This is a genomic window from Affinundibacterium fentianense, from assembly GCF_018139545.1.
GTDB classification, from domain to species: Bacteria; Pseudomonadota; Gammaproteobacteria; order Burkholderiales; family Burkholderiaceae_D; genus Undibacterium; species Undibacterium fentianense.
Genome location: NZ_JAGSPJ010000005.1, coordinates 68,281 through 91,506, shown reverse-complemented (window position 1 = coordinate 91,506; position 23,226 = coordinate 68,281). Strand labels below are relative to the sequence as shown.

The window sequence follows — 23,226 nt, the reverse complement described above, 5'->3', positions numbered from 1 at the left end:
CGAGAGTTATAGGAACATGCCGCCAGAAGCTTCGATCCTTTGACCATTGATCCATTGTGTATCCTGCGCCAATAACGCGGCAACAACGGCACCAATATCATCAGGCTGACCAGCGCGACCCAGGGCGGTCTGACTTGCGACAAATTGATTGAGCTGCGCGTTGTCACGAACCGCCCCGTGACCAAAATCTGTTTCAATCGCACCCGGTGCTAGCACGTTCACACTAATTCCACGGCTGCCAAGCTCTTTCGCTAGATAAGGCGTCAAGACTTCAACTGCTCCTTTCATCGCTGCATAAGCGCTGTATCCTGGCAAGGCAAAACGCGTCAGTCCTGATGAGATATTCAAGATGCGTCCTCCATCACGCAGGATAGGCAATACCTGTTGCGTGAGAAAGAAGACCGCTTTCAAATGCACATTCATTAGTTGGTCGAAATCGTCTTCTGTGATCTCCATGAAGGGTCGATGAATTCCCATTCCAGCATTATTCAACAACATAGCAATCTGTTCGGTTTGCCAGTGAGTACGCAAAACAGTTCGCAATTCTTGAACAAAAGCAGGAAAACTACCGACTTTGCCAACATCCAATTGCAATGCCACGGCTTTACGCCCCATCTCTTGCAGCTGTTGAACCAGCGCTTGCGCAGCCTCCTGTTGGCGTTGATAGGTGAAAATAATGTCCACGCCTTGACGCGCTAAATGGAGTGCTGCATTTTTTCCTAAGCCGCGACTTCCTCCTGTGATTAGTGCAATGGTCGGCGATGATGCTGTAACATTTTGATTCATGATTAGCCTTTATTTGTGAAGTGAAACAAGTTTCTAGACTCGATTTGAGCGAAGAATAGAGTCAGTGTAGTTTGTTTAAAATGAGTGATAAATACTAATAATATGTTTAAACTGTTCGATTTATTCGAACAATTTAATGTTCTGTTTTTGCGTGATGTCGAGGAGCCAAGATGAATCAACTTGAAGCAATGCGTATTTATTTGAGGGTCGCAGATTTATGCAGTTTTACACAGGCTGCCGATAGCCTGAATCTGCCCAAAGCGACCGTTTCAGAAGCGATTAAACAGCTTGAAGTTCAATTAGGGTCGCGCCTTCTGCAAAGAACGACACGTAGTGTGCAAATGACACAGGATGGCTTGCTGTTCTATGAACGTAGCAAAGATCTACTTAGCGATTTTTCCGATTTGGAGAATCTATTTCGTTCCAACGATACTCCCTTACAAGGCAGACTCCGAGTTGATCTGCCAGTCGCTGCAGCGCGCAATATTGTGATCCCGGCATTACCGAACTTTCTCGCCCAACATCCCGGCATTGAACTGGAGCTCAGCTGCACAGATCGGCGCGTTGACCTAATACGGGAAGGGTTTGATTGTGTGATGCGAGTCGGCGTATTGCACGATAGCAGTTTGATTGCTCGCCCATTAGGTTATTTAAAACAGGTAAATTTAGCCAGCGCTGCTTATTTGAAAGAATGGGGTATACCAAAGACAATTGACGATTTACATGATCATTTTTTGATTCACTACCTTAGTAATTTCGGGAATAAATCAAACGGATTTGAATACCAAGTTGGAGATAAAACACACTATTTACCTATGAAAGGTGGAATGACAGTCAATAATAGCGATGCCTATCATGCAGCCTGCAACGCAGGATTTGGGATAATTCAAGTCCCCCAATTCGGACAAATGCACGCGGCGAGTTTACAAAGCTTAGTCCCGATTTTACCGACTTATTGCGCACCAGCGATGCCAGTCTCTATTCTCTACCCAGACCGTCGTCATTTGGCAAAAAGAACGCAAAAATTTATTGATTGGCTAAGCGAGACTCTGCGTCCTTACTTACATCAAACCGATCAACGCCACTGAATATCCTCGCGCTCTAACTTTAAAATCGACCGGCTAAACGGAGAAAAATGAAATTCAGCTCTCTTCAAAAGGTCGATCAAGGATGCCTTGTTGGTTCAGCCAGTTCAGTGCTTGGTCAATATTTTCACTCTGTTGATAGGGAACCAATGCACGGGCTTTTTCAGTGAGTCGATTTAATAATAGTGCCTGCAGTTCATTCGACAAGATGCCAGTAAAAGCACGCATCCCATGTTGCACGCCGTCTTCAAAAAACAGCCACCATTCCTCTATCGCTTGCGGCGTTGCACCGGTCCATTCACTGGCATCACTAAGAAATCCCCAAGATCGAAGCCCACGAGCCTCCCAAGATTGGCGCGCTTCCTGATGTAATTTGCGAACCGTGATTTCGTTCCAAGTTTCGCTGTAGTTCACAATCATGACATCGCCCTGCCAACGGAGTTGATAATAGCCATGCTGATTGGGTGTAAAGCGCATAATGAACACTCTTTGGACGGGCGTTCATCTTATCAAATCGCATTTCAACTGTAAGCAATCCATGTCTGCATCGGCTAGTGTCACAGTGATTCACAAGGTGATTGTTGTATTCCACAAACAGGTCAACCGCATTCCCAAACGATCAACCACACATGAGATACATCTAGGACATACAACCGACCATCGGAAATAGCTCACCCTCTGTCTGCAAATTACGAGTTCTTTACAAATTCTTACGCAAATTCCAAAACGATTCCCCTAGAATGGCGAACGTTAAAACATGTTTTTTCGTCATTTTCCCCTTCGACCTATCAATACTCAACGTCACTATGAAAAAAATTTCCTATCTTCTTTTAACTCTCACCTGTATTTTGGTCTCAGCATGCCATAAAAAATCTGCGGACACGCCAGCCGCCAGTCAATCGATGTCCACTGAAGTAGCATCCGCAGCCCAAGCCAATGCGCCTGCAACACAAGCAGCAGCATCCAATCCTGAACCTAGCGAAGCAGAGCAAGAACTAGAAAGAAAAAAACAGTTGATGGCTTATGCCAGTATGGAAGATCAGTATTTAAATGATACCAAGGCGCAATGGGCGATTGACGCAAAAGCCAGTTCTACTTTTGGCGACGATCAACGTTCAGGCCCCTCTTCAACGAACGCTGTAGTCAATACCAAAGGTAGCGTAGATGGTAAGACGTGGACCAACAATCGTCAGGATATGGGGTTTGATTGGCTAGAATTGAGCTACGAAAAACCGGTCTCTGCAAGCGAAGTGAGAATCATTTTTGAGAATGGTGCTGGAGTTGAAGCGATAAGCAAAATCGAGCTACAGAGTACAGACGGAAAATGGAATACCGTTTGGGAGGGTATTAGCGACCAGAAGCAAGATCGGCGCGGCAACCGTACTTGGTTTGTGCGTAGTTTTGAAAAAACGACCTACAAAGCAAAAGCAGTGAAGCTCACTTTGGCAAACAATTTGCAACGAGGATACAAAGAGATTGACGCGGTTCAATTGGTTGGTGAATAAATCTCGTGTCATGAGACTTGGGTCCGACCTAAATCTCTTCTTTTGTACCGAGTGACTTGATGAGAGGCGTTGTTATCTAAAGGCGCATTCTTTACGCCAAGATGCAGTGCCAATCGAACAAGCGCTGATGCAAGATTTATTCGTGTACACTTAATAGCCTGTACTTCATTGATACAGATGGACTCAAATCAATCCACCCTCACCTTGGAAATAAATCTATGCGCCGATTCGCCACAATTCATCGTTCCTTGTTTGTCGCTGTTCTAAGTTGGGGGCTACTCGCAGGTTGCGCGACCACCCAAGGCAATACACCTAGCGAAAAACGCCAAGCAGTCCAATCCATGCGCGACAATGCTCTTGCTACCTTATATAAGACGCGTGCCGATGCCAAAGCCAAAGTTGCCGCCGGATACGGCACCGCCGTCTTTAGCACAGCCAATGTGAATCTTCTCATCGCGAGTTTTAGCGGTGGATACGGCGTGGCAAAAGATAAGAATGGTAAACAAGTGTATATGCGTATGGCCGAAGCAGGCGTGGGCTTGGGTGCTGGGGTCAAAGATGTTCGAACTATCTTCGTTTTTCATACTAAAGAAGCGTTTGATCAATTTGTGAATTCAGGCTGGGAATTTGGCGCGCACGCAGATGCTGCTGCCAAAGCAGGCGACAAAGGCGCTGCGGTAGGTGGTGAAGTCACTATCGCGGGGATTACCATTTACCAAATTACTGAAGCAGGATTGGCCTTGCAAGCAACCGTCAAAGGAACAAAATTTTATAAAGACGATGAGCTTAATTGAACTCCATCAAGCTCGACTAAGCGCCAAGCACAGCAAAAAATCCACGGATAATAAAGTGACGCTCAGTGATCCCCGACGAATTCGCCGGGGATTTTTTTATCCTGAGAATGCTTAAAATTTCACCCCGGCTAACCAAACCCAAGCCAGATTGGAAAGTCCACTCACCGATTCTTCTTTTTACTCTGGACGAAGAGCTTTCCGTGGGCGCCCGCGCCGCATCGGCTCAACCCGTCTCTCTGTTAATTTCGCCATTTGATTTTTATACGAATCAGAACCTAAAACCCAAGCTTTGTTGGTGGCTTGTTGTATCGTAGTCATTTCATTTGCGGACAATCCTTTGTCTAGTAATTGACGATAGGCCGCCTCACGTTGAAAAGGTGTATTCCCCATTCCCCAATACATCGCGTGATCGGCAACAATAGGATCAATTCGCGCACCTAAATGATGTTGGCAACTGGACCACAAGTAAGCTGATGCCTCGTGCACCAAACCAGCGCGAACAGGCATTTCTTCTATCATCACAGAACAGGGCAGAAAATAGTTTTCAGCCTCCAATACGGTCGCTTTGAACCGACCTTGCCAAAGTAAGCCGCTGCGCTTGTACTTCGCATTGAAATACGGGACATAGTAACGACCCAGCCACTGCATCATTTTTCCTAGTCCCACTTCATCACTGGGAGTGGCTAGCAAATGCAGCCTGTCAGGCAAGATCACATAGGCATGGATCTGAATGCCAAACTGTTTCGCTGCGCTTCTTAACCAGTCAGTGAAAGCAATGTAATCCGCATTATCGACAAAAATAATCTTGCCATCGATACCCGCTTGCGTGATGTGATGAACTTGCTGAGGAATAACAAGGCGAGGCAGTCTGGCCATAATAAAAGCAATGATGTTTAAATTAGGGACATTGTAGTGGATGCGTTGCATCCATGGCCGAGCTTTACTTACATTTTCTTACATATAATTCGTACAATTAATTGACATATTAACACCATCATTCCATTACAATCATGGTTTTAATTTAAACAACATCACTCTTTTACGGGAATCTCACTATGTTCAAACCGCATCGCAAATTCACCCACAGTATTAGCCTTAGCATCCTGGCTGCGACACTTTGTGCATGCGGCGGTCAAACCGACACTGGAAATGCAAGCTCTGCGATGCAAGCCGCTCCAGCAAGTACGGCAATTACCTTTGCTGGTGCGAGAAACAATTACACAGTCAAGCGCACCACTTCAGGATTTGAAGTCAAAGAAATCAATGGTGGCGCAAATAGCACGGTTGTCGCAAAAAATGCCCATTTGAAATTCACCGACATGACTTTGAATTTAGAAGTCGCTGATATTTATCGTACGATGCCCGCGACGAGTGCTCGCAATTTGATTGAATTGTATGTCGCCTTTTTCAATCGCGTTCCAGACGCGGATGGCATGGTTTACTGGATGTCGGAAATCAAAAATGGCATGACGAGCAATCAGCTCGCTAATAATTTTTACAATGCGGCGGTTCAATACCCGGACCTCACTGGCTACTCAAGCAATATGAGTAGCTCAGAATTTGTCAAAATTATCTACAAGAATGTATTAGGTCGAACCGGCAGTAGTGCCCCTTCGAATGAAGAAGTCAACTATTGGGCAGCTGAGCTGGACTCAGGTCGCAAGAGCAAAGGTATCCTAGTCAATACCATGTTGGAATCCGCGCACAGTTTTGCAGGCAATCCAACTTGGGGCTGGGTGCCGCAATTACTCGACAATAAGATAACCGTGGGTACGTATTTCGCAGTAGAACAGGGACTAGGATATGTCAGTCCAACTGACACCGTCAGCAAAGGAATAGCGATCGCCGCCTTGGTCAAACCCGATGATATGACCGCTGCAAAATCGTATATCAACGTGAAAGACATCAGTTTTAACTTGCTTTCGACGACGCCTCCGATCGACGACACAGGAAGTGGCCAAGGTGATTCAAGAAACTGTTTTAATCTCGAACTGTTCAAACAAGGCGTCAAACATTACACCGAAATGACGACAACCATGAGGCCAAGCGGGCTCAGTGAAAGTTATGCGGTAAGCTATTCGCTCAATGGGACAACCAATTTTAAAGGATATAGCGCTCTAGAATTTGTCGCGGACACCTTAATGCTGACAGGTCCCTCAGCAGGCATCAAGAGTCAAGTAAAAAGCTATATTTCAGTGAGCGATGCAGCGGTCACTACTTATGGAAGTATTTTGTCGACCAAGTTCGGTAATATGAACTATGTCGTAACAAATACCATGACACCGCCCGAAGTCTTTCCATTTGCCTTAGCATTGAACCAAGCGTACACCCAAACCTATACGGTAAAACAGGAAATGGAAGGATCGACCAACGTCTCGCAGTCAAGTTCTACAGAAACGTTAGTCTTTCTCGGCACTGAGACAATTAGTGTTCCAGCAGGTAATTTTTCGACTTGCAAAATTAAACACATCAACACCAGTAATGGTATCGATACCGTGAGTTATACTTGGCATATTGCCGATAGTAGCGCACGGGGACTCATCGCCAAAATCGAGGCCGATGATGCCCTCACCGTAGCGACAAAGGTATCAATTACTAAGTAGGGTCATCCACAATCGGCGGACACAAGCTCTTTAGGAAACCGCCGATTGTCAGCAAGAGGTCGATGACACATCTAGATTGTGCCAATTGCCTACGTCCACAATCACAGGCAAACGCGGCAAAATGGCCCGCAGCATCGTGCATAGCATCGAACCAATGGGGTTCGCTGATGACACGTCCTTATATCCAATCAAGACGCATTGAGGCGCGTATCGACGAGTCGCTTGTACTATCTTGAATAGAGACAGACGATCTGACTCGGCATCCAATAACTCAACTGAAAAGCCTGCGTTTAGTAGGGCCTTACTAAGCTCCTGCATCGCAAAGGGCAGTATCGATTCTTGCGGGAAGCGACGACCAATGCAAGTCTGAGGCGGGTTAATTAAGAGAAAATGAGTTTGCATAATTGACAAAGCCTATCTATCAGAATAACAAAAAGAAAGTATCAGAATAACAAAAAGAAAGAACCGTCAATGTAAATTACGTCAGTGAAGTTAGCGTGAGGTGACAGTGAAATTCATGTGAAACGCGATGGCTCTCTTAACTAGCTGCCTTCATCCGCAAAGTCACGGTAAAAGAGGGATGGTTCAAATCCCAAACCTTACTCAACCCCAAATAAGGAGTGGTCGCACTTTCATATTTTGCTAGCGACTGTGTACAATCGATGCGCCGCAGCGACAATACTAGGTTCAAACTCACTTGCTTACATAGGCGAAGCTATGGCACCCTCCAGCCTTCTCGCATTTTTTTGGGTTAAATATGCAGCATTTTCGTTTTTCTTTTTTGATTTCCTTTATTTGCCTTTGCATCGCTGCCTATTGGGGATTTAGTCATGGCGGGGTCAACGCTGCACTGAGCGCGACTGGCATTGCTTTGATTCTCGCGATCTTAGAGATTTCACTTTCTTTCGATAATGCCGTTGTGAACGCGTCTGTCCTAAAAAGTTGGGATGCTTTTTGGCAAAAACTGTTTTTGACGGTCGGCATTATTGTCGCCGTATTTGGCATGCGCTTAATTTTCCCGCTGGTTATCGTCGCGTTTGCGGCGGATCTCGACGTCACGCAAGTATGGACACTTGCAATCGACAAACCACAAGAATTTTCGACGCACTTGATACGCCACCATGCCGAAGTGGCTGCATTTGGTGGCATATTTTTACTCTTGGTTTTTCTGAATTTTTTATTCGATGCGGACAAGCAGTTTCATTGGCTAGGCGGAATCGAAAAGCGCATTGCACACTTTGGAACAATTAGTTCTATTCCTGTGTTGATTGCATTACTCGTGGTCGTGGCGAGTACCCGCTTGGTTGAAGAAGGGCGCGCCTATGCTGTTCTGCTCTCTGGTATTTGGGGAGTGATCACTTATGTCGCAGTCGATTTTATAAGTGGGCTCTTAGAAAAAGAGGAAGCGACCGATGTGAATGTCGGTGCCATTGTCAAAAGTGGCGGCATAGGAGGTTTTCTATATTTAGAAGTACTCGATGCTTCATTCTCATTCGATGGTGTGATCGGTGCGTTTGCGATTACAAGTGACGTTGTCATCATCATGTTAGGCTTAGCAATCGGCGCGCTATTTGTACGCTCGCTCACTATCTATTTGGTACGCCAAGGTACGTTGGAAGAATATGTTTATCTCGAACACGGTGCACATTATGCAATTGGGATTTTGGCACTCATCATGTTCGCAAGTATGCAATTTCATATTCCTGAAATCGTCACCGGTTTAATTGGTGTTGCATTCATTGCAGCCTCTCTATGGTCGTCTATCAAACACAAGCAAGCTACGACCCACTTAAATTGACTTTCGTTCAAACAGCCCGCGCTAAATTCCGAGGAATTGCCGATAAAAATCGATGAACGCTCTGACATTAGTTGGCACATGACGTCCAGGTGGCAAGACAGCATAAATACCACCTGGGTTTAGGCGCCATTCCGGCAATAAGCGTTGTAGTTTTCCAGAGGTGATCACAGCCTGCGCACTCATCTCGTCCATGACCGAAACACCGGCTCCTTGCACGAGCAATGCCAATAAAGTGCTTGGCGCATCCACCTGTAAGCGCGATTTCATGTGCACCAATTGGCTTTGCCCCTGTTGATCGATGAATTTCCATGTCAGAGCCGACGGTAACAGCGACAAGGCAATCCATTCGTGCTCGCGCAACTCCTGTGGTGATTTAGGTGTTCCGCAACGCTCAAGATAAGATGGCGCAGCCATCAGCCATTGTTGGAACTCACCAAGTTTCATCGCACGTTGTGAAGAGTCTCTTAGCCAGCCCATTCTGAATGCTATATCGATTCCATCTGCGACTAAATCGCTAATCCTGTCATTGGTACGGAGATCAATTTTTAATTGCGGATGTTGAATCGAAAACTTTGCTAGAGCGGGGGCGACTGATTGGCTCGCATGATTAACGCTCGCCGACACGCGCAAAACACCTTGCAAAGTCTCATGCTGAGTACGATTCGCAAGCTGACTTAAAGTTTCATCCAGTGCCGGCAAATAAATCTGACAATGTGCGTACAGGGCCTTTCCGCTCTCAGTTAAATTCATCCGTCGAGTTGTCCGCACAAACAATGCGGTTCCGAGTTGCTGTTCCAGACGTGCGATTTGCACACTAATTTTTGCTTTGGCGACATCCAGTCGATTCGCGGCAGCAGTAAAACTGCCGGCCGCCACGACAGTGTCGAAGATACGCAAAGCGTTCATGTCGATTTGATCAAGGCTTGCCATGACAACACTCCAGACAACGCAATTGTTAAGAAATTCAGAACAATGAATTCTAGATTCATCGATTTATTGAGTCAATAAACCCATGCATACTGCAATGCGTGACTGCCTTTTCGAATCAAGAAATTACAGCAGTCAGATTTCTCTTATTTAGTATTGACTCAACAAACCATATCAAAGGATTTTTATGAAAATTGCACTTATTGGCGCTTCAGGGTTTATCGGCTCTGCAATTCGTCAAGAATTACTCAAGCGAGGACACCAAGTATCAGCCTTGGTTGGCCACCCCGAAAAGCTGGCAAGTCATCCACAGTTGTTAGCGATCGCAAGCGACGTACAGAATTTGGAACAACTCCGTGCGCAAGTTATTGGACACGATGCAATCATCAGCGCGTTTAGTGGCCATGCCCAAAGCGACACATTACATTACTACCTCAACGGTTTTAAGAATGTGCTTGCCGCGAGTAAGGCGGCAGGTGTTCAACGTTTGCTCGTCGTTGGCGGTGCGGGCTCACTTGAAGTCGCGCCTGGTCTACAGCTAATTGATACGCCGCATTTTCCCGCTGAATACAAAGCCACGGCGGAAGGTGCACGACAAGCATTGAACTTGCTCAGGGAGGAGACCAACATTCAATGGAGCATGCTGAGCCCGGCAGCAGTGATTGCACCTGGTCAACACACAGGCAAATTTAGACTAGGTAAAGATCAACTCCTCAGCGATGCTCAAGGAGAAAGCCGAATTTCCGTTGAAGACTATGCGCAAGCAATGGTCGATGAGTTGGAACAACCTCAGCACATTTGCCAACGCTTTTCTATCGCAAATTGATACTGCAAGACCCACAACCGCGTTCCATCAAAATAGTGGAACGCGGCTTTCAATGCGACAATTAAGGCACAAGAAAATCATTTAGCTTTTTTGCAAACTTGATTAGCCATAGTCGATTAGGGCGCTCCGTATCTGCGCCCCGTGCGACACGCGCTGTGTTTCCCGCTGCGCATCCAGTTCCTGAAGTCGCCGTGATTGCACCATTCAGATCCACTGTGCATTTCGTGATATCTGCACCATCCACAACCGCACCAGTATTGGTTTGCACAATCGTCTTTAAACCAAAATCATCATCATTCACTAAGGCCAGCGTGTTCTCATCAACCAAGGCCAAGCCTTCCGCCTTTTCCGCCAACCAACCTGCACTATTTAAATCGAACAACACAGTCTTTTTGAGCGGCACAATGGTCGCATAGTTCGCAGCGTTCACTGCGCTACCAGTCATGCTACTTTTTTCTAAATCAGTACCAACCATTGCAATGTCGGTCACATCGGCAGGGATTTGTACCAACATGAGACGATTGAATACCTTACCATCGACACCCGCACCTTGTTCGATCACGATAAATTTATCGTTCCCTAAAGAGACGACATCGCCCAATTTGGCACCACCAGTTTTTCCACCAGAGTACATCGCTGCATCGATGGGATAAGCAAATAGACGGGTCTTTTCTGTGCTTGGATCAAATTCAACCCACCGATTAAATTTTGCATAATCTTTGATACTTTCGCTGGTCGCTACGGTCGCTCCCGGAACAACATATTGTGCTTTACCATCGTCCAAAGGACTCTGAATAAAACCATGCAATTTTCCACTGGCCAACTCAATACTGAGCCCCTCCATTCCTCGATTTGCACGTCGTTTTAGGAGAACTGCGGGCAAATCAGCAGCGCCTGTGCCCGGTTGATATTTTTTCTGAATAATCCCAGTCGCTGGATCAATTTTCAAAATAAAGGGACCGTACTCATCGGAAACCCACAGGACATTGCGTGTGGCATCCCAAACTACGGCTTCAGTATCGATACCATAGTCACTAAAGATTGTTTTTGAGTTCGCCTCAAATTTGGCGGCATCGGTTAACGGAACCTCACCAGAAGAGCCGATTTTACCAGGGGCGATCGATAAACCCGATGCCAATTGTGTTGCGCTAAACTTAATAGGGGTACTCGATTTCAAAATCGCCCCATTTTTCCCCACGCTGATGACTCCAAATGATGGGGTAAAACTTGGTGCTGGAAAAAATTTGCCATCACTTGTTCCGGTTGCGCCTGCCGTCATCATCCCATTCGGAACCTTAGGTCCATCACCATTCGGCCCACGGTCTGTAAGACCATAAAATTCGAGACTGCCGTCCGCTGCTTTTCCCTTAAAACTCAAACCCGAACCATAAGATGGCAAGAATCCTTTAGGAAAGTCAGTTTTGATGGCAGTGGAGAGCCCTTCGTAAGGCACATAAAACTGATCTGCCGCTTGAATTTGATAGCGTGTCACGCTCACCGTCACCGCACCAAGAGCATTGTTTTGTGTAAATAATTCGGAGACGGAAATACCAGCCTTGCTCGCCAGCGTATCTTCAAAATGTTCTTTCGCTAAAGTACGACGATCAGCATCGACGCTACGAGTCGAATAGGGTGCTGGCAGTTTCGCGAGGAGGCTATTCATTGCTAAATTGAAGTTCGCAGCACTTGCAGAGAAATCCAAGCTCTGACCAGCTAGAGCGGTTTTCAATGCACTATTCAATTGAATGCCATTGGAGGGATCGTAATCCGAATCGAAAGTTTGTAGCGCAATCAATCGATTGACGACTTTGTCATCTTTACTCACTTCTGTTCCCGCGAGATTAAAAGGGGTAATCAAAGTTGCGCAAGTCGCGTTTCCAAATTGGATACCGCCCAAGCTAAAGCTCACTAATTCATTGGAATAACAGGCAAACCCACCATTCGCAGCCGTGACCTGTTTTGCAGTTGTGGCGCTGGAATAATCCAATCCTTCAACCGCTGCGTCAAGAAAAACGCCACTCACTGGCGTCGGCACATTTTTTTGTTCGACACGATCACTCCCGCCACATGCAGTGAGTATTAGCGCAGCACTACAGACGCTCGCCTTCAAAATTCTTTTGTATTGTTTCATGTTTCCCTCTATATTCAAGATACGTCCTGCTTGGCTTGTGTAGCCCCGAAATATAGCGAGCCAATATGACGAAGACATGACAGCGTAAGTGCGAGTCATTTGACTGTCTTGGGACTGCAAACTCCCAATCGATGTATTAATTCACCCTCGCCATCGACGAATTGCATGGATGAGAAAAATTGATCCATGCGCGCAATGAGGAACTAAGAATGCAAACTCTGTTTCCCACGACAATTCTGGAAAAAACTCGAATCCGACTCGTTTTACTTATCGTCTTATGGCAACTCGTGGGATGTGCAGCGCTCGATCAAGTGAAGGTGAATCAACACGTTTTCCGAGATGCGTGGTTTCAATCAGATGACGAAGTGATCGACGCAAAACAGATTTTTGCGGCAAGTAAAACAATGCAACAATACGTTCAAAACGAGATTCGGCAAAAACAGAAGATTCACAGTGATCAGCGTGCCCTCTATGCTGCGTTGTACAGTGAGAGCAAATTGCAACTGAAATATGACGGTAGCTATACAAGGGATGCGGCCGAGACCTTTGCGGCGCGATCCGGAAATTGCCTCTCGCTCGTCGTAATGACCGCAGCATTCGCAAAACAAATGGGACTTTCGGTCAGTTACCGTAAGGTACTCACCGAGCAAGAATGGAGTCGAGCGGGTGGCCTTTATGTGGCGAGCGATCATGTGAACATCGTGATTGGGCGCAAACATCTCAGTCCCACATCCGAGAGCAATGCATTCGATAGTATGGTGATCGATTTCTTACCGCAGGAGGCCGCCGCCAAAGTCCAAAGTGTCGAAATTAGTGAAAGTACGGTGATTGCGATGTTCTTCAATAACCGTGCAGCAGAGGCGCTTACACGACGACAAAACGATCTGGCTTATTGGTACGCGCGTGCTTCAATCCTTGCAGATCCGAGCTTTATCACTGCCTACAACACTCTTGCGGTCGTCTATATGCGTACTTTGCACTTTGAGCTAGCGTTACAGACCTTAGACCATGTTTTAATGCATGTCCCCAACCATCAGGGGGCTCTCGCTAATTTGGTTCTCACATTGCAGTCACTTGGGCGCGACGCTGATGCTCGTCAAACACAAACGCGTTTAGATTCGATCCAAAGCGTCGCGCCTTTTCAGTATTTTCAGTTGGGACAAAAGGCACTGCAAGAGGGTAATCTTGAAACGGCAAAGCGTTATTTTCGGCAAGAGCTCGATCGCGCACCGGATTATCATGAATTTCATTTCTGGCTCGGTGTAACATATCTACGTGCTGGCGAATGGGACGCGGCAAATCGAGAATTCGAAATCGCACGTGACACTAGCACAAGCTCACTAGACCGCGACCTCTATACAGCGAAATTGAACCGACTACATTCGTTACGAAAGCAATTATAAGTACGAACACTCAGCGAATCCGACGAGCCTAAAAAAAAAGCCGCAAGCATGACGCCTGCAGCCTTTTTAATTCATTTCGGATTCAATTGGCTACGTCATTATCAAGAATCTACGCAGCGCCTAATCTCCTAGCATCGAACACAAAAAGATCCTTGCGTTCACTTTTGGCTAATCGCCTTGAGATTAAGCAGCCAAGAAAACGGGTGTTTTTGCCAATTTCACATCCCGCGCCACGACAGGCAAATCAGTCAGATGAGTCGCACCACTCATCAATTCTGCGATGCGATCTGTGATGGCTGTCTCTTGGGTTGCTAATTGAAAATGTGCGGGACGTTGTGTTTGCACGATGCCCCAACGTACGATAGGGGAGCGTCCTGAACCGTCCAGCAAAGCGTGATCGCGTAACCATTGTTCAAAGAATCGCGTCGGCATACTACTTTCAATCCAAATCAGATGATCAGATGTCATTAATTTATTGTAAGACGGGCGGACTAAAATTTCGTAGATCATTTTTATAACTCCCTAAATGCCTTTGTCTTTCTATTTGCCTAGTTCAAGGCGACAAAGATGCTGTTAGGCAAAAAACGTGGGCACGCCAAATCCGGTTGACACAAATACTTACAAATTCAGGTTTTTTTCACAAAAATCAGAATCTTTTTTATTTTTTCCCAAAAAAATAGCCCGAAATTTTGTCTTTCGGGCCATTCAATTTCATTTAAGTTAATTTTTTAAGCAGCAAAGACTGGGCTACTTCGTGTGACCGACTGAGATGGTGTTGGCAATGCGCTACTTTCACCTATGAACCCAAACAGATTTTTTGGATTGTCCATCGCTGGAATAAGAGACAAAGTTTCGCTCATTCCCATTTCCACCGCAACATCCCGCATAAAGCGCAGAGCCGAATAATCTTCCAATGCAAAACCGACTGAATCAAAAATGGTCACTTGTTCAGCATTGCTACGTCCCACAACCTTTCCTGATAATACGGTCCAGAGCTCAGTCACTGGAAATTCGGCTGGCATTTGTTGCATGTCGCCTTCAACCCGAGATTGTGGTTCAAATTCACAGAAGACCGGCCCCATACGCAACACATCCGCGTGCAATTCTGTTTTCCCTGGACAATCACCGCCAACGCCATTGATATGCATTCCAGGCTCAATCATGTCTGGAGTAATGATTGTTGCATTGGTTTTATCGGCTGTCACTGTGGTGATAATGTCCACGCCTTTCACCGCATCTTTCGTGTTGCTGAAACGCTTAGTTTTGAGGCCAAACTTCGCCAAATTTGCTTCCAACTTGGCCGTTGCGGCACTATCGATATCATACAAATGGAAGGATTCCACACCGAGCAAAAAGTGGAAGGCCAAAGCTTGAAATTCACTTTGAGCGCCATTGCCAATGATTGCCATTGTTTTACAATTTTCGCGAGCCAAAGCGCGAGCCGCAACAGCAGACATAGCGGCGGTGCGAATTGCGGTCGTTAAAGTTAATTCGCTGACTAATTCTGGAATACCTGTTTCCACGTCAGCCAAAACACCAAACGCCATCACCGTTGGCAAATTAAAACGATAATTGCTTGGATGGCCGTTGACATATTTGAACGCGTAAGACTTATCATCGGCAATCGGCATCAACTCGATAACACCAACGTCAGAGTGATTCGCGACGCGGGCACATTTATCGAATGAATTCCAACGCAAAAAATCCTGATTGATATACGAAGCAACACCGGTAATACAAGCACCGATGCCACGCTTCGTAATAATTTCAGCAACACGTTCTGCGCTTAAATACTGGGTCACCGCTTTGCGTGGTGCCAAATTGATTTGATTGGTACTCATTATAGTCTCCGATTGATTTGAGCTCATTCATGAGAACTTGCGTAAAATTTCTACAACCAGCTGAGTCATACAAAAGCATTTCATCCTTGTTGTGGATCGCAAGCTCCGACCCAGATGAATCTCGCCGTAACAACTTTGCGTAAGTTCTTTAAAAAGTGGATGGGAGAATCTTACGTGATGTCGATGTTAAACAGAATCAGCAAAAATGTACCAAATTCATCAATTTTCTGACAAAATGACAGCTTAAATTACCGAAATGTACAAATGGATGCCCTAGATCAACAACTTATCAGCCTACTGCGCACCGATGCACGCATGAGCATTGCAACGCTGGCACATAAACTCAAAGTCTCCCGCGGAACGGTGAATAACCGCATTACCAAATTAGAGGATGAGGGCATCATTGTTGGTTATACCGTGCGTCTCCGCCCTGATGCACAACAAAACGAAATTCATGCATGGATCAGCATTGCGGTCGAGGGGAATGAGACGCGCGCGGTCATTGCCGCACTGCTTGGCGAACCGGGCATTGAAGAAATCCATGACACCAATGGGCGTTGGGATTTACTCGCAAGTTTGCGTGCCGCAAATCTTTCGGAACTATCTTCCGTGCTCGAGCGAATTCGCCTAATAAAAGCGATTCAAAATACGGAGACCAGCATTCATTTGCAAACCTACCGCACCTCAAGCAAGACCTCATAGTGGTTCACAAACTTCCAAAACCGTTCGCTAAGACTTGGGCGAATTTGCTGTCGAATATTGCGCTTTCTTTGTCTACAGCCGCGTTGCTTGTCGGTTCATAACAAAATGCAATTGTCTTTTCTCAAAAATTACGTACTCTGTCTGCATATACATCCGCCTAAGAAGATCATCAAAAAAACAATTTCTCGATTAATCTATTTGCGATTTATACAATAACAAATTGGTCAGATGGCGACGTTTTCGACGTCCCAAAACCGTACCGCCAATCCATTTCGGATTGGGCACACTTATTGCTGCGTGTAAAAACAAAACTTATATTTACACGCTAGGCATTGGAAAGAAGATGTGCATCGTAAGCGATTGGCCTTTCCTATCCGAGCGAAACCAAATTGGGGAAACATTGTGAATTTTCTACTCAAATTATTCGGCTTCGGCGCCACCAGTGACACAAAAAGAAATATCAAAAGAACGCCCGAAATCCAAGCGAGTCTTGACCGTATTGAAGCAAGGAAACAAAAGGAATTGAAAGAATTCGCCGAAAAACAAAGGCGTGAACGCCTACTGAAACCACACACACCGTCGGCGCGCGATGTGACTCGCCACCCCGTCTCCGCTGACGAGGAATTGCGTCGGCTCGAACGTCGTGCACTACAACCACACAACGACCGCTTACAAGCAGATAGCGGCATCATGGCAAATAGCAAAATGGATATGTGGATGAATACTATCGCTCCCGAGGCACCACCGGATACGATTGCGCCCGAGATGCGAATTCCTGATACGGTATTTAATGTTGAGACCAATAAATTTGGAAATAGTTAAGCGCTACGGGTTCGCGATAGCATGGCATGCAATGCAACAAAAGAAAAAGCCCGCAGATTGCGGGCTTTTTCTTTTGTTGAGTATTCGATTCGAAACATCAGAACGGAATATCATCATCCATATCAGAGAAATTCGGCGCAGGACGCTGAGCTGGTGCTTGACGCGGTTGCTGCACTGGTGCGCTGTATTGTTGCTGTTGACGTGGAGCTGGAGCACTGCCGCCGTAGCCATCATCATCCATCGGTGCGCCGCCACCACCGCCCATACCCTGGCGACTGCCTAGCATTTTCATTTCGTCAGCACGAATGTCGGTTGCGTATTTTTCTACACCGTCTTTGTCGGTGTATTTGCGAGTACGCAAGCTACCTTCAATGTAAACCTGTGAACCTTTTTTCAGGTATTGACCAGCGATCTCGGCTAATTTGCCAAAGAAAGTGACGCGATGCCATTCGGTCGCTTCTTTCTTTTCACCGGTTTGTTTGTCTTTCCACGATTCTGTGGTTGCTACCGCAATGGTAGTCATTGCATCGCCACTTGGCATGTAGCGGGTTTCTGGATCACGTCCAAGATTACCAATAATCAGAACTTTATTTAGTGATGCCATTTTGTATGTCTCCTACACTCAAAAATAATTTATCAACGTAACTCACATGTTTCAATAGATCAAAAATGCTTTCCTTTTAGGAGGACAATTTTGCTTACTGCTTTTCCGACTTTGCTAATTAAGCGGCAGAGGCTGCATCATTCGCATTGGCAGAATTCGGTTTGCTGGCGCGCTTCGGCAATTCCGGCATCCGGCTTGCGATTATAAGCCAGATCAGGGATAAAACTGCAGTAAATATGAAGACGGAACTAGCGCTGATGTGCTGCTTCATCCAACCGCCGACAAAGCCGCCACAGGCCAAGCCCAACGCTTGCAAAGTGTTGTATACACCCAGAGCGGCGCCTTTGGCGGAAGGTGGCGCTAGACGAGAAACTAAAGAGGGCTGACTTGCTTCCAAGATATTAAATGCAAGGAAGAAAACAAATAGCATCGCAATCAGCATCGTTGCGTTTTCTAGGAAACCCCAAAAACCCAATTGCACCAGCATCAACAATGCGATCGACCAGACAAAAACCTGTTTCATTTTGCCACTACGTTCGCCACGCATAATCGCGAATAACATGACGAAGAAGGAGCCAAATACCACGGGCAAATAAACTTCCCAATGCTTATCAAGCGGTAAGTGTGCATATTGCACCAAGGCCGAGGGAACGACGACAAACATGGCAACCTGACTTAAGTGCAATACGAATACACCTAAGTTCAAACGCATCAATTCCGGATTTTTCACTACTTCAATGAGTGGCACTTTCACGACAGGCAATGAAGGTGCATCTGGCGTAATCCATATCACAACGGCTATCGCGGCAATCGCCATGATCGCCGTCAAAATAAAAATGCCATCCATGCCTATGCGTTGATACAAAACTGGCGCCAACACTAAAGATAGGGCAAAACTAATACCGATAGAACCGCCCACCATCGCCATCGCTTTCGTGCGGTGTTCTTCTCGCGTTGTGTCTGCCAGCAAGGCGGTAATCGCCGCAGAAATCGCACCTGCGCCCTGAACTGCGCGTCCAATCAAGATGCCCATCACCGTATGCGACATCGCAGCGATCACAGCACCTAGCGCAAATAAAATCAGGCCAACAACAATCACAGGTTTGCGACCATATTTATCGGAAGCGATGCCGAACAAAATCTGTAGACAAGCTTGAGTTAAACCATAAATTCCCATCGCCATACCGACCAAGGCAACATTGTCACCATCCGGCAGGGTTTTGGCATGAATCGCGAAAATTGGCAGTATCAAAAACAAACCAAACATGCGCAGCGCAAAAATCGATGCCAAAGAGGTGCCCGCCCGGATTTCGGAAGGCAACATCTTGTTTGACGCTGATGATGAGGTGAGCGGTTGTGAGCTCATACGTGTTGCGCTATTCATAAGACTTTTACAACAAAATTTTTACGGCAAAAACTGAGTGTTTGCGCCCACAACAATGATTCTCGGGACAATTTAATTCAACACTCGCGCTTATTTTTGAAAACCCGCTATAGTATCAGGTTGCTCGCTTTTCATTTCGAAATGCGGCTCAGAATTACATTAGTTCAATTGACCGAGATTAAATTTCATTTAAAAAACGAAAAATATCGTGAATTGAATCAAAATTCTTTTCTTTATTGCACTTAGAACCCCTTCATACGCAGGAACTGTTTCATGACCACTAGCAAAACTAAGAAATCCTTACAGTCCGCACCAGCAGAAATCGAATTTGATGCAACGGACATGCCGCTCCCCAAAAAGGATGCGATCCGGGTTCGTGGTGCGCGTACACATAATCTGAAAAATATTAATCTCGATTTGCCACGTAATAAGCTGGTGGTGATCACAGGCTTGTCAGGCTCTGGCAAATCCTCACTGGCTTTCGATACTTTATATGCGGAAGGTCAGCGCCGTTATGTGGAATCCTTATCCGCCTATGCACGTCAGTTTTTGCAATTGATGGAGAAGCCCGATGTCGATTTGATCGAAGGTTTATCCCCCGCGATTTCGATTGAACAAAAAGCGACTTCACATAATCCACGTTCGACGGTCGGCACGGTGACAGAGATTCACGACTACTTACGTTTGCTATATGCGCGCGTTGGTACACCCTATTGCCCCGATCATCCAGAAAACCCTCTTGCAGCGCAATCTGTATCGCAAATGGTCGATGCAGTGTTGGCGATGCCAGAAGACAGCAAGCTGATGATTTTGGCACCCGTAGTCTCGAATCGGAAAGGTGAACACGTTGATTTATTTGAGCAAATGCAGGCGCAAGGTTTTGTGCGCTTCCGTGTGCAAAGTGGCACGCATGCTGCGAAGATCTACGATGTCGATGATTTACCTAAACTCAAGAAGACAGAAAAGCACACGATTGACGTGGTGGTGGATCGCGTCAAAGTCAAAGCCGAAATCAAACAACGTTTAGCCGAATCATTCGAAACCTGCTTGCGTATCGCCGAAGGACGCGCCTTGGTCGTTGATATGGATAGCGGACACGAGCAATTATTCTCGAATAAATTTGCCTGCCCGACTTGCGGTTATAGCTTACAAGAACTAGAACCTCGCCTGTTCTCTTTCAACAATCCTATGGGCGCTTGCCCTGAATGTGATGGTCTTGGTCACATCGAATTCTTTGACCCTAAGCGCATCGTCGCTTTTCCGAATTTGTCTTTAGCGAGTGGTGCGGTCAAAGGCTGGGATAGACGTAATCAATTTTATTTCCAGATGTTGTCGAATCTAGCGGCCTTCTATGATTTCGATCTTGATCTGCCGTTTGAACAATTACCAGAAGCGGCGCAGCAAGTGGTCTTGTATGGCTCTGGCAAACAAAGTATTCCTTTTACTTACGTGAATGAAAAAGGTCGCACCGTCATCAAAGAACATAGCTTTGAAGGCGTCGTCACCAATCTGCAAAGACGCTATCGCGAAACGGATTCGATGGCAGTCAAAGAAGAATTGGCAAAGTTCATCAATGAAAAAGAATGTCCATCCTGTCACGGCGCACGTTTGCGCGTGGAAGCGCGCTATGTGAAAGTTGGCACGGGCAAACAAGAGCGTGCGATTTATGAAATCAGTGCGATGCCTTTGCGTGAGGGTATGGAATTTTTTGGCAAGCTCAAATTAACAGGCGCCAAACGCGACATCGCCGATCGCATCATTAAAGAAATCAGCTCTCGCCTCACTTTCTTAAATAACGTCGGTCTCGATTATTTGTCGCTCGATCGCAGTGCCGATACTTTGTCGGGTGGTGAAGCGCAACGGATTCGTCTTGCCTCACAAATTGGCTCGGGCTTAACCGGTGTGATGTATGTGTTGGACGAACCATCCATTGGCCTGCACCAACGCGACAATGACCGCTTGATCGGCACGCTCAAACATTTGCGCGATATCGGCAATAGTGTGCTCGTTGTAGAACACGATGAAGACGCGATTCGTTGTGCTGACTTTATTGTCGATATGGGAATTGGTGCAGGTGTGCATGGCGGGGAAGTGATCGCCCAAGGTTCACTTGACGATATCATGCAAAGTAAGCGCTCTTTAACCGCGCAATATTTGTCGGGCGACTTAGCAATTGAAGTCCCGAAGAAACGCACGGCGTTTAATCACGAAAAGCAATTCGTAATCGCTGGTGCCACAGGTAATAATCTGAAAAAAGTCACGATGAAATTGCCTGTCGGTCTGCTCACTTGTGTGACGGGTGTGTCTGGCTCGGGTAAATCGACCTTGGTCAACGATACTTTGTATCTGGCAGCATCACGCCATCTGTATGGTTCGCAAACGGAACCCGCAGCATTTGAAAGCATCAGCGGTCTTGAACACTTCGACAAAGTCATCTCAGTTGACCAAGCGCCTATTGGTCGTACACCGCGCTCGAATCCTGCGACTTATACAGGTCTATTCACACCGATACGCGATTTGTTTGCGACCGTACCTGTTGCCAAAGAACGCGGCTACAGCGCCGGACGTTTTTCGTTCAACGTCAAAGGTGGACGCTGCGAAGCTTGCCAAGGTGATGGCGTGATCAAAGTCGAAATGCACTTCTTACCTGACGTGTATGTGCCTTGCGATGTCTGTCATGGTAAACGCTACAACCGAGAAACTTTAGAAGTCCAATACAAGGGTAAAAACATCCACGAGATTTTAGAAATGACAGTGGAAGATGCACATGAATTCTTCAAACCAGTGCCATTAATCGCCCGCAAATTGCAAACCCTGTTGGATGTTGGCCTAGGCTATATCCGCCTCGGACAAAGTGCGACGACGCTCTCTGGCGGTGAAGCACAGCGCGTGAAATTATCCTTAGAACTATCGAAGCGTGATACAGGACGCACTTTGTACATTTTGGATGAGCCAACCACAGGTTTGCATTTCCACGATATCGCTCTGCTGTTAAAAGTCATTCATCGCCTGCGCGATCAGGGCAATACCGTGGTGATCATTGAACACAATCTCGATGTGATTAAAACCGCGGATTGGATTGTGGATATGGGACCAGAAGGCGGTGCTGGCGGTGGACGAATTATTGCGAGTGGCACACCGGAAGACGTGGCGGCGAATGAGCATAGCGTGACTGGGCATTATTTGTTGCCGCTGTTGAAGAAGAAGTAAAATCCCTAACAATGTATAAAACTCCCTCTCCCGTATGCGGGAGAGGGTTGGGATGAGGGAAGTTCAGATAGTTCGAATGCCTATGCCAAGTATCTATCAAAAAATCAGCATAAGGAAAGAGATCAGCGTTTGCTGTAATTCGAGTACCCTCATCCCCGCCCCTTCTCCCGCTTGCGGGAGAAGGGAGTTCCAATATAAAAATTCAGTCAAATTATTATGAGCATCAAACTAATCGTAGGCCTAGGAAATCCCGGCCCTGAATATGAACAAACCCGCCACAACGCAGGTTTTTGGCTGATCGATCAACTTGCGGGTAGTAGCTTGCAACGCGACAAAAACTTCAACGCCTTGATCGCTAAGACTCGCATCGCGGGTGAAGAGGTTTGGCTATTAGAGCCACAGACTTTTATGAATCGCTCTGGACAATCAGTTGGTGCAATCTGTCGCTTTTATAAAATCACGCCAGAACAAGTTTTAGTCGTGCATGACGAACTCGATATCGCACCGGGTTTAGCTAAACTAAAAAAAGGTGGTTCCTCGGGTGGACATAATGGCCTGAAAGATATCACGGCGGCGCTGGGCACACAGGACTATTGGCGCATGCGGATCGGCATTGGTCATCCACGTACTTTGAATTTGCAGCAAGGGGTTGCGGATTTTGTTTTGCATAGGCCGCGCAAAGAAGAGCAGCCCTTGATTGATGAATCGATCGAGCGTGGGGTAGACATCATTCCGATGCTGATTAAAGGCGAGTTCGCCGATGCGATGACGAAATTGCATACCATTGCGAAATAACTAAGAAACT

General features: G+C 46.3%; 21 protein-coding genes. 11 read left to right on the top strand and 10 right to left on the bottom strand.

The window, feature by feature from the left end; translation table 11 throughout:
• Positions 1-6 precede the first annotated feature (6 nt).
• Complete coding sequence (locus KDM90_RS12320) at positions 7-786, bottom strand: SDR family NAD(P)-dependent oxidoreductase (protein WP_212675924.1); 780 nt, start codon at positions 784-786, stop codon at positions 7-9.
• A gap of 170 nt (positions 787-956) precedes the next feature.
• On the opposite strand from KDM90_RS12320, the gene KDM90_RS12315 reads away from it, so the two are divergent.
• Complete coding sequence (locus tag KDM90_RS12315) at positions 957-1,874, top strand: LysR family transcriptional regulator (RefSeq protein WP_212675923.1); 918 nt, start codon at positions 957-959, stop codon at positions 1,872-1,874.
• Between the two features lie 54 nt (positions 1,875-1,928).
• On the opposite strand, the gene KDM90_RS12310 is transcribed toward KDM90_RS12315, so the two are convergent.
• Positions 1,929-2,348: a hypothetical protein gene (locus KDM90_RS12310; protein ID WP_212675922.1), complete on the bottom strand. Its 420-nt coding sequence runs from the start codon at positions 2,346-2,348 to the stop codon at positions 1,929-1,931.
• A 329-nt stretch (positions 2,349-2,677) separates the two neighbouring features.
• Between KDM90_RS12310 and KDM90_RS12305 the strand changes: the two genes are divergently transcribed.
• Together KDM90_RS12305 and KDM90_RS12300 are read left to right on the top strand one after the other, a co-directional pair.
• Positions 2,678-3,376, top strand: coding sequence for a hypothetical protein (locus KDM90_RS12305; protein WP_212675921.1), 699 nt, complete (start codon positions 2,678-2,680; stop codon positions 3,374-3,376).
• Between the two features lie 218 nt (positions 3,377-3,594).
• On the top strand, positions 3,595-4,170 hold the full coding sequence (locus KDM90_RS12300) for a lipid-binding SYLF domain-containing protein (protein WP_212675920.1): 576 nt from the start codon (positions 3,595-3,597) through the stop codon (positions 4,168-4,170).
• A 177-nt stretch (positions 4,171-4,347) separates the two neighbouring features.
• Here the strand turns inward: KDM90_RS12300 and KDM90_RS12295 are convergent, their stop codons facing one another.
• The gene (locus KDM90_RS12295; protein WP_212675919.1) at positions 4,348-5,046 is read right to left on the bottom strand and encodes a transposase; all 699 of its coding nucleotides are present in this window, start codon (positions 5,044-5,046) and stop codon (positions 4,348-4,350) included.
• 179 nt (positions 5,047-5,225) lie between these two features.
• On the opposite strand from KDM90_RS12295, the gene KDM90_RS12290 reads away from it, so the two are divergent.
• Positions 5,226-6,773 carry a DUF4214 domain-containing protein gene (locus KDM90_RS12290; protein WP_212675918.1) on the top strand — a complete coding sequence of 516 codons (1,548 nt, stop codon included), beginning with the start codon at positions 5,226-5,228 and terminating at the stop codon, positions 6,771-6,773.
• Positions 6,774-6,821: 48 nt separating this feature from the next.
• On the opposite strand, the gene KDM90_RS12285 is transcribed toward KDM90_RS12290, so the two are convergent.
• Positions 6,822-7,175 (bottom strand): hypothetical protein, encoded by a 354-nt coding sequence (locus KDM90_RS12285; protein WP_212675917.1) that lies wholly within the window; start codon positions 7,173-7,175, stop codon positions 6,822-6,824.
• A gap of 355 nt (positions 7,176-7,530) precedes the next feature.
• Between KDM90_RS12285 and KDM90_RS12280 the strand changes: the two genes are divergently transcribed.
• Complete coding sequence (locus KDM90_RS12280) at positions 7,531-8,571, top strand: DUF475 domain-containing protein (protein WP_212675916.1); 1,041 nt, start codon at positions 7,531-7,533, stop codon at positions 8,569-8,571.
• A 21-nt stretch (positions 8,572-8,592) separates the two neighbouring features.
• Here KDM90_RS12280 and KDM90_RS12275 read toward each other — a convergent pair whose 3' ends face one another.
• Positions 8,593-9,501, bottom strand: a complete 909-nt coding sequence (locus tag KDM90_RS12275) for a LysR family transcriptional regulator (RefSeq protein ID WP_212675915.1) — start codon at positions 9,499-9,501, stop codon at positions 8,593-8,595.
• A gap of 184 nt (positions 9,502-9,685) precedes the next feature.
• Here KDM90_RS12275 and KDM90_RS12270 point away from each other — a divergent pair, with 184 nt between their 5' ends.
• A complete protein-coding gene (locus KDM90_RS12270; protein ID WP_212675914.1) occupies positions 9,686-10,324 on the top strand; it encodes an NAD(P)-dependent oxidoreductase in 639 nt (212 codons plus the stop codon).
• A 61-nt stretch (positions 10,325-10,385) separates the two neighbouring features.
• Here KDM90_RS12270 and KDM90_RS12265 read toward each other — a convergent pair whose 3' ends face one another.
• Positions 10,386-12,455: an esterase-like activity of phytase family protein gene (locus KDM90_RS12265; RefSeq protein ID WP_212675913.1), complete on the bottom strand. Its 2,070-nt coding sequence runs from the start codon at positions 12,453-12,455 to the stop codon at positions 10,386-10,388.
• Positions 12,456-12,664: 209 nt separating this feature from the next.
• Between KDM90_RS12265 and KDM90_RS12260 the strand changes: the two genes are divergently transcribed.
• On the top strand, positions 12,665-13,858 hold the full coding sequence (locus tag KDM90_RS12260; protein ID WP_212675912.1) for a tetratricopeptide repeat protein: 1,194 nt from the start codon (positions 12,665-12,667) through the stop codon (positions 13,856-13,858).
• 183 nt (positions 13,859-14,041) lie between these two features.
• Here KDM90_RS12260 and KDM90_RS12255 read toward each other — a convergent pair whose 3' ends face one another.
• The gene (locus KDM90_RS12255) at positions 14,042-14,368 is read right to left on the bottom strand and encodes a hypothetical protein (RefSeq protein ID WP_212675911.1); all 327 of its coding nucleotides are present in this window, start codon (positions 14,366-14,368) and stop codon (positions 14,042-14,044) included.
• A 218-nt stretch (positions 14,369-14,586) separates the two neighbouring features.
• Positions 14,587-15,699: an ornithine cyclodeaminase gene (locus KDM90_RS12250; protein WP_212675910.1), complete on the bottom strand. Its 1,113-nt coding sequence runs from the start codon at positions 15,697-15,699 to the stop codon at positions 14,587-14,589.
• 264 nt (positions 15,700-15,963) lie between these two features.
• Between KDM90_RS12250 and KDM90_RS12245 the strand changes: the two genes are divergently transcribed.
• Entirely contained in the window at positions 15,964-16,401 is a 438-nt protein-coding gene (locus KDM90_RS12245) for an Lrp/AsnC family transcriptional regulator (RefSeq protein WP_212675909.1), read from the top strand.
• A gap of 402 nt (positions 16,402-16,803) precedes the next feature.
• A complete protein-coding gene (locus tag KDM90_RS12240; RefSeq protein WP_212675908.1) occupies positions 16,804-17,223 on the top strand; it encodes a hypothetical protein in 420 nt (139 codons plus the stop codon).
• Positions 17,224-17,320: 97 nt separating this feature from the next.
• Here KDM90_RS12240 and ssb read toward each other — a convergent pair whose 3' ends face one another.
• Together ssb and KDM90_RS12230 are read right to left on the bottom strand one after the other, a co-directional pair.
• On the bottom strand, positions 17,321-17,827 hold the full coding sequence (gene ssb / locus KDM90_RS12235; RefSeq protein WP_212675907.1) for a single-stranded DNA-binding protein: 507 nt from the start codon (positions 17,825-17,827) through the stop codon (positions 17,321-17,323).
• Positions 17,828-17,945: 118 nt separating this feature from the next.
• Entirely contained in the window at positions 17,946-19,193 is a 1,248-nt protein-coding gene (locus KDM90_RS12230; RefSeq protein WP_438947435.1) for an MFS transporter, read from the bottom strand.
• A 360-nt stretch (positions 19,194-19,553) separates the two neighbouring features.
• Between KDM90_RS12230 and uvrA the strand changes: the two genes are divergently transcribed.
• Complete coding sequence (gene uvrA / locus KDM90_RS12225) at positions 19,554-22,421, top strand: excinuclease ABC subunit UvrA (protein ID WP_212676183.1); 2,868 nt, start codon at positions 19,554-19,556, stop codon at positions 22,419-22,421.
• Between the two features lie 216 nt (positions 22,422-22,637).
• A complete protein-coding gene (gene pth, locus KDM90_RS12220) occupies positions 22,638-23,216 on the top strand; it encodes an aminoacyl-tRNA hydrolase (protein ID WP_212675906.1) in 579 nt (192 codons plus the stop codon).
• Positions 23,217-23,226: the final 10 nt, after the last annotated feature.

Bases quoted from the DNA above. Each gene is read 5' to 3' on its own strand.
- KDM90_RS12320 (WP_212675924.1), bottom strand. From the start codon at position 786: ATGAATCAAAATGTTACAGCATCATCGCCGACCATTGCACTAATCACA.
- KDM90_RS12315 (WP_212675923.1), top strand. From the start codon at position 957: ATGAATCAACTTGAAGCAATGCGTATTTATTTGAGGGTCGCAGATTTA.
- KDM90_RS12310 (WP_212675922.1), bottom strand. From the start codon at position 2,348: ATGCGCTTTACACCCAATCAGCATGGCTATTATCAACTCCGTTGGCAG.
- KDM90_RS12305 (WP_212675921.1), top strand. From the start codon at position 2,678: ATGAAAAAAATTTCCTATCTTCTTTTAACTCTCACCTGTATTTTGGTC.
- KDM90_RS12300 (WP_212675920.1), top strand. From the start codon at position 3,595: ATGCGCCGATTCGCCACAATTCATCGTTCCTTGTTTGTCGCTGTTCTA.
- KDM90_RS12295 (WP_212675919.1), bottom strand. From the start codon at position 5,046: ATGGCCAGACTGCCTCGCCTTGTTATTCCTCAGCAAGTTCATCACATC.
- KDM90_RS12290 (WP_212675918.1), top strand. From the start codon at position 5,226: ATGTTCAAACCGCATCGCAAATTCACCCACAGTATTAGCCTTAGCATC.
- KDM90_RS12285 (WP_212675917.1), bottom strand. From the start codon at position 7,175: ATGCAAACTCATTTTCTCTTAATTAACCCGCCTCAGACTTGCATTGGT.
- KDM90_RS12280 (WP_212675916.1), top strand. From the start codon at position 7,531: ATGCAGCATTTTCGTTTTTCTTTTTTGATTTCCTTTATTTGCCTTTGC.
- KDM90_RS12275 (WP_212675915.1), bottom strand. From the start codon at position 9,501: ATGGCAAGCCTTGATCAAATCGACATGAACGCTTTGCGTATCTTCGAC.
- KDM90_RS12270 (WP_212675914.1), top strand. From the start codon at position 9,686: ATGAAAATTGCACTTATTGGCGCTTCAGGGTTTATCGGCTCTGCAATT.
- KDM90_RS12265 (WP_212675913.1), bottom strand. From the start codon at position 12,455: ATGAAACAATACAAAAGAATTTTGAAGGCGAGCGTCTGTAGTGCTGCG.
- KDM90_RS12260 (WP_212675912.1), top strand. From the start codon at position 12,665: ATGCAAACTCTGTTTCCCACGACAATTCTGGAAAAAACTCGAATCCGA.
- KDM90_RS12255 (WP_212675911.1), bottom strand. From the start codon at position 14,368: ATGATCTACGAAATTTTAGTCCGCCCGTCTTACAATAAATTAATGACA.
- KDM90_RS12250 (WP_212675910.1), bottom strand. From the start codon at position 15,699: ATGAGTACCAATCAAATCAATTTGGCACCACGCAAAGCGGTGACCCAG.
- KDM90_RS12245 (WP_212675909.1), top strand. From the start codon at position 15,964: ATGGATGCCCTAGATCAACAACTTATCAGCCTACTGCGCACCGATGCA.
- ssb (WP_212675907.1), bottom strand. From the start codon at position 17,827: ATGGCATCACTAAATAAAGTTCTGATTATTGGTAATCTTGGACGTGAT.
- KDM90_RS12230 (WP_438947435.1), bottom strand. From the start codon at position 19,193: ATGAGCTCACAACCGCTCACCTCATCATCAGCGTCAAACAAGATGTTG.
- uvrA (WP_212676183.1), top strand. From the start codon at position 19,554: ATGCCGCTCCCCAAAAAGGATGCGATCCGGGTTCGTGGTGCGCGTACA.
- pth (WP_212675906.1), top strand. From the start codon at position 22,638: ATGAGCATCAAACTAATCGTAGGCCTAGGAAATCCCGGCCCTGAATAT.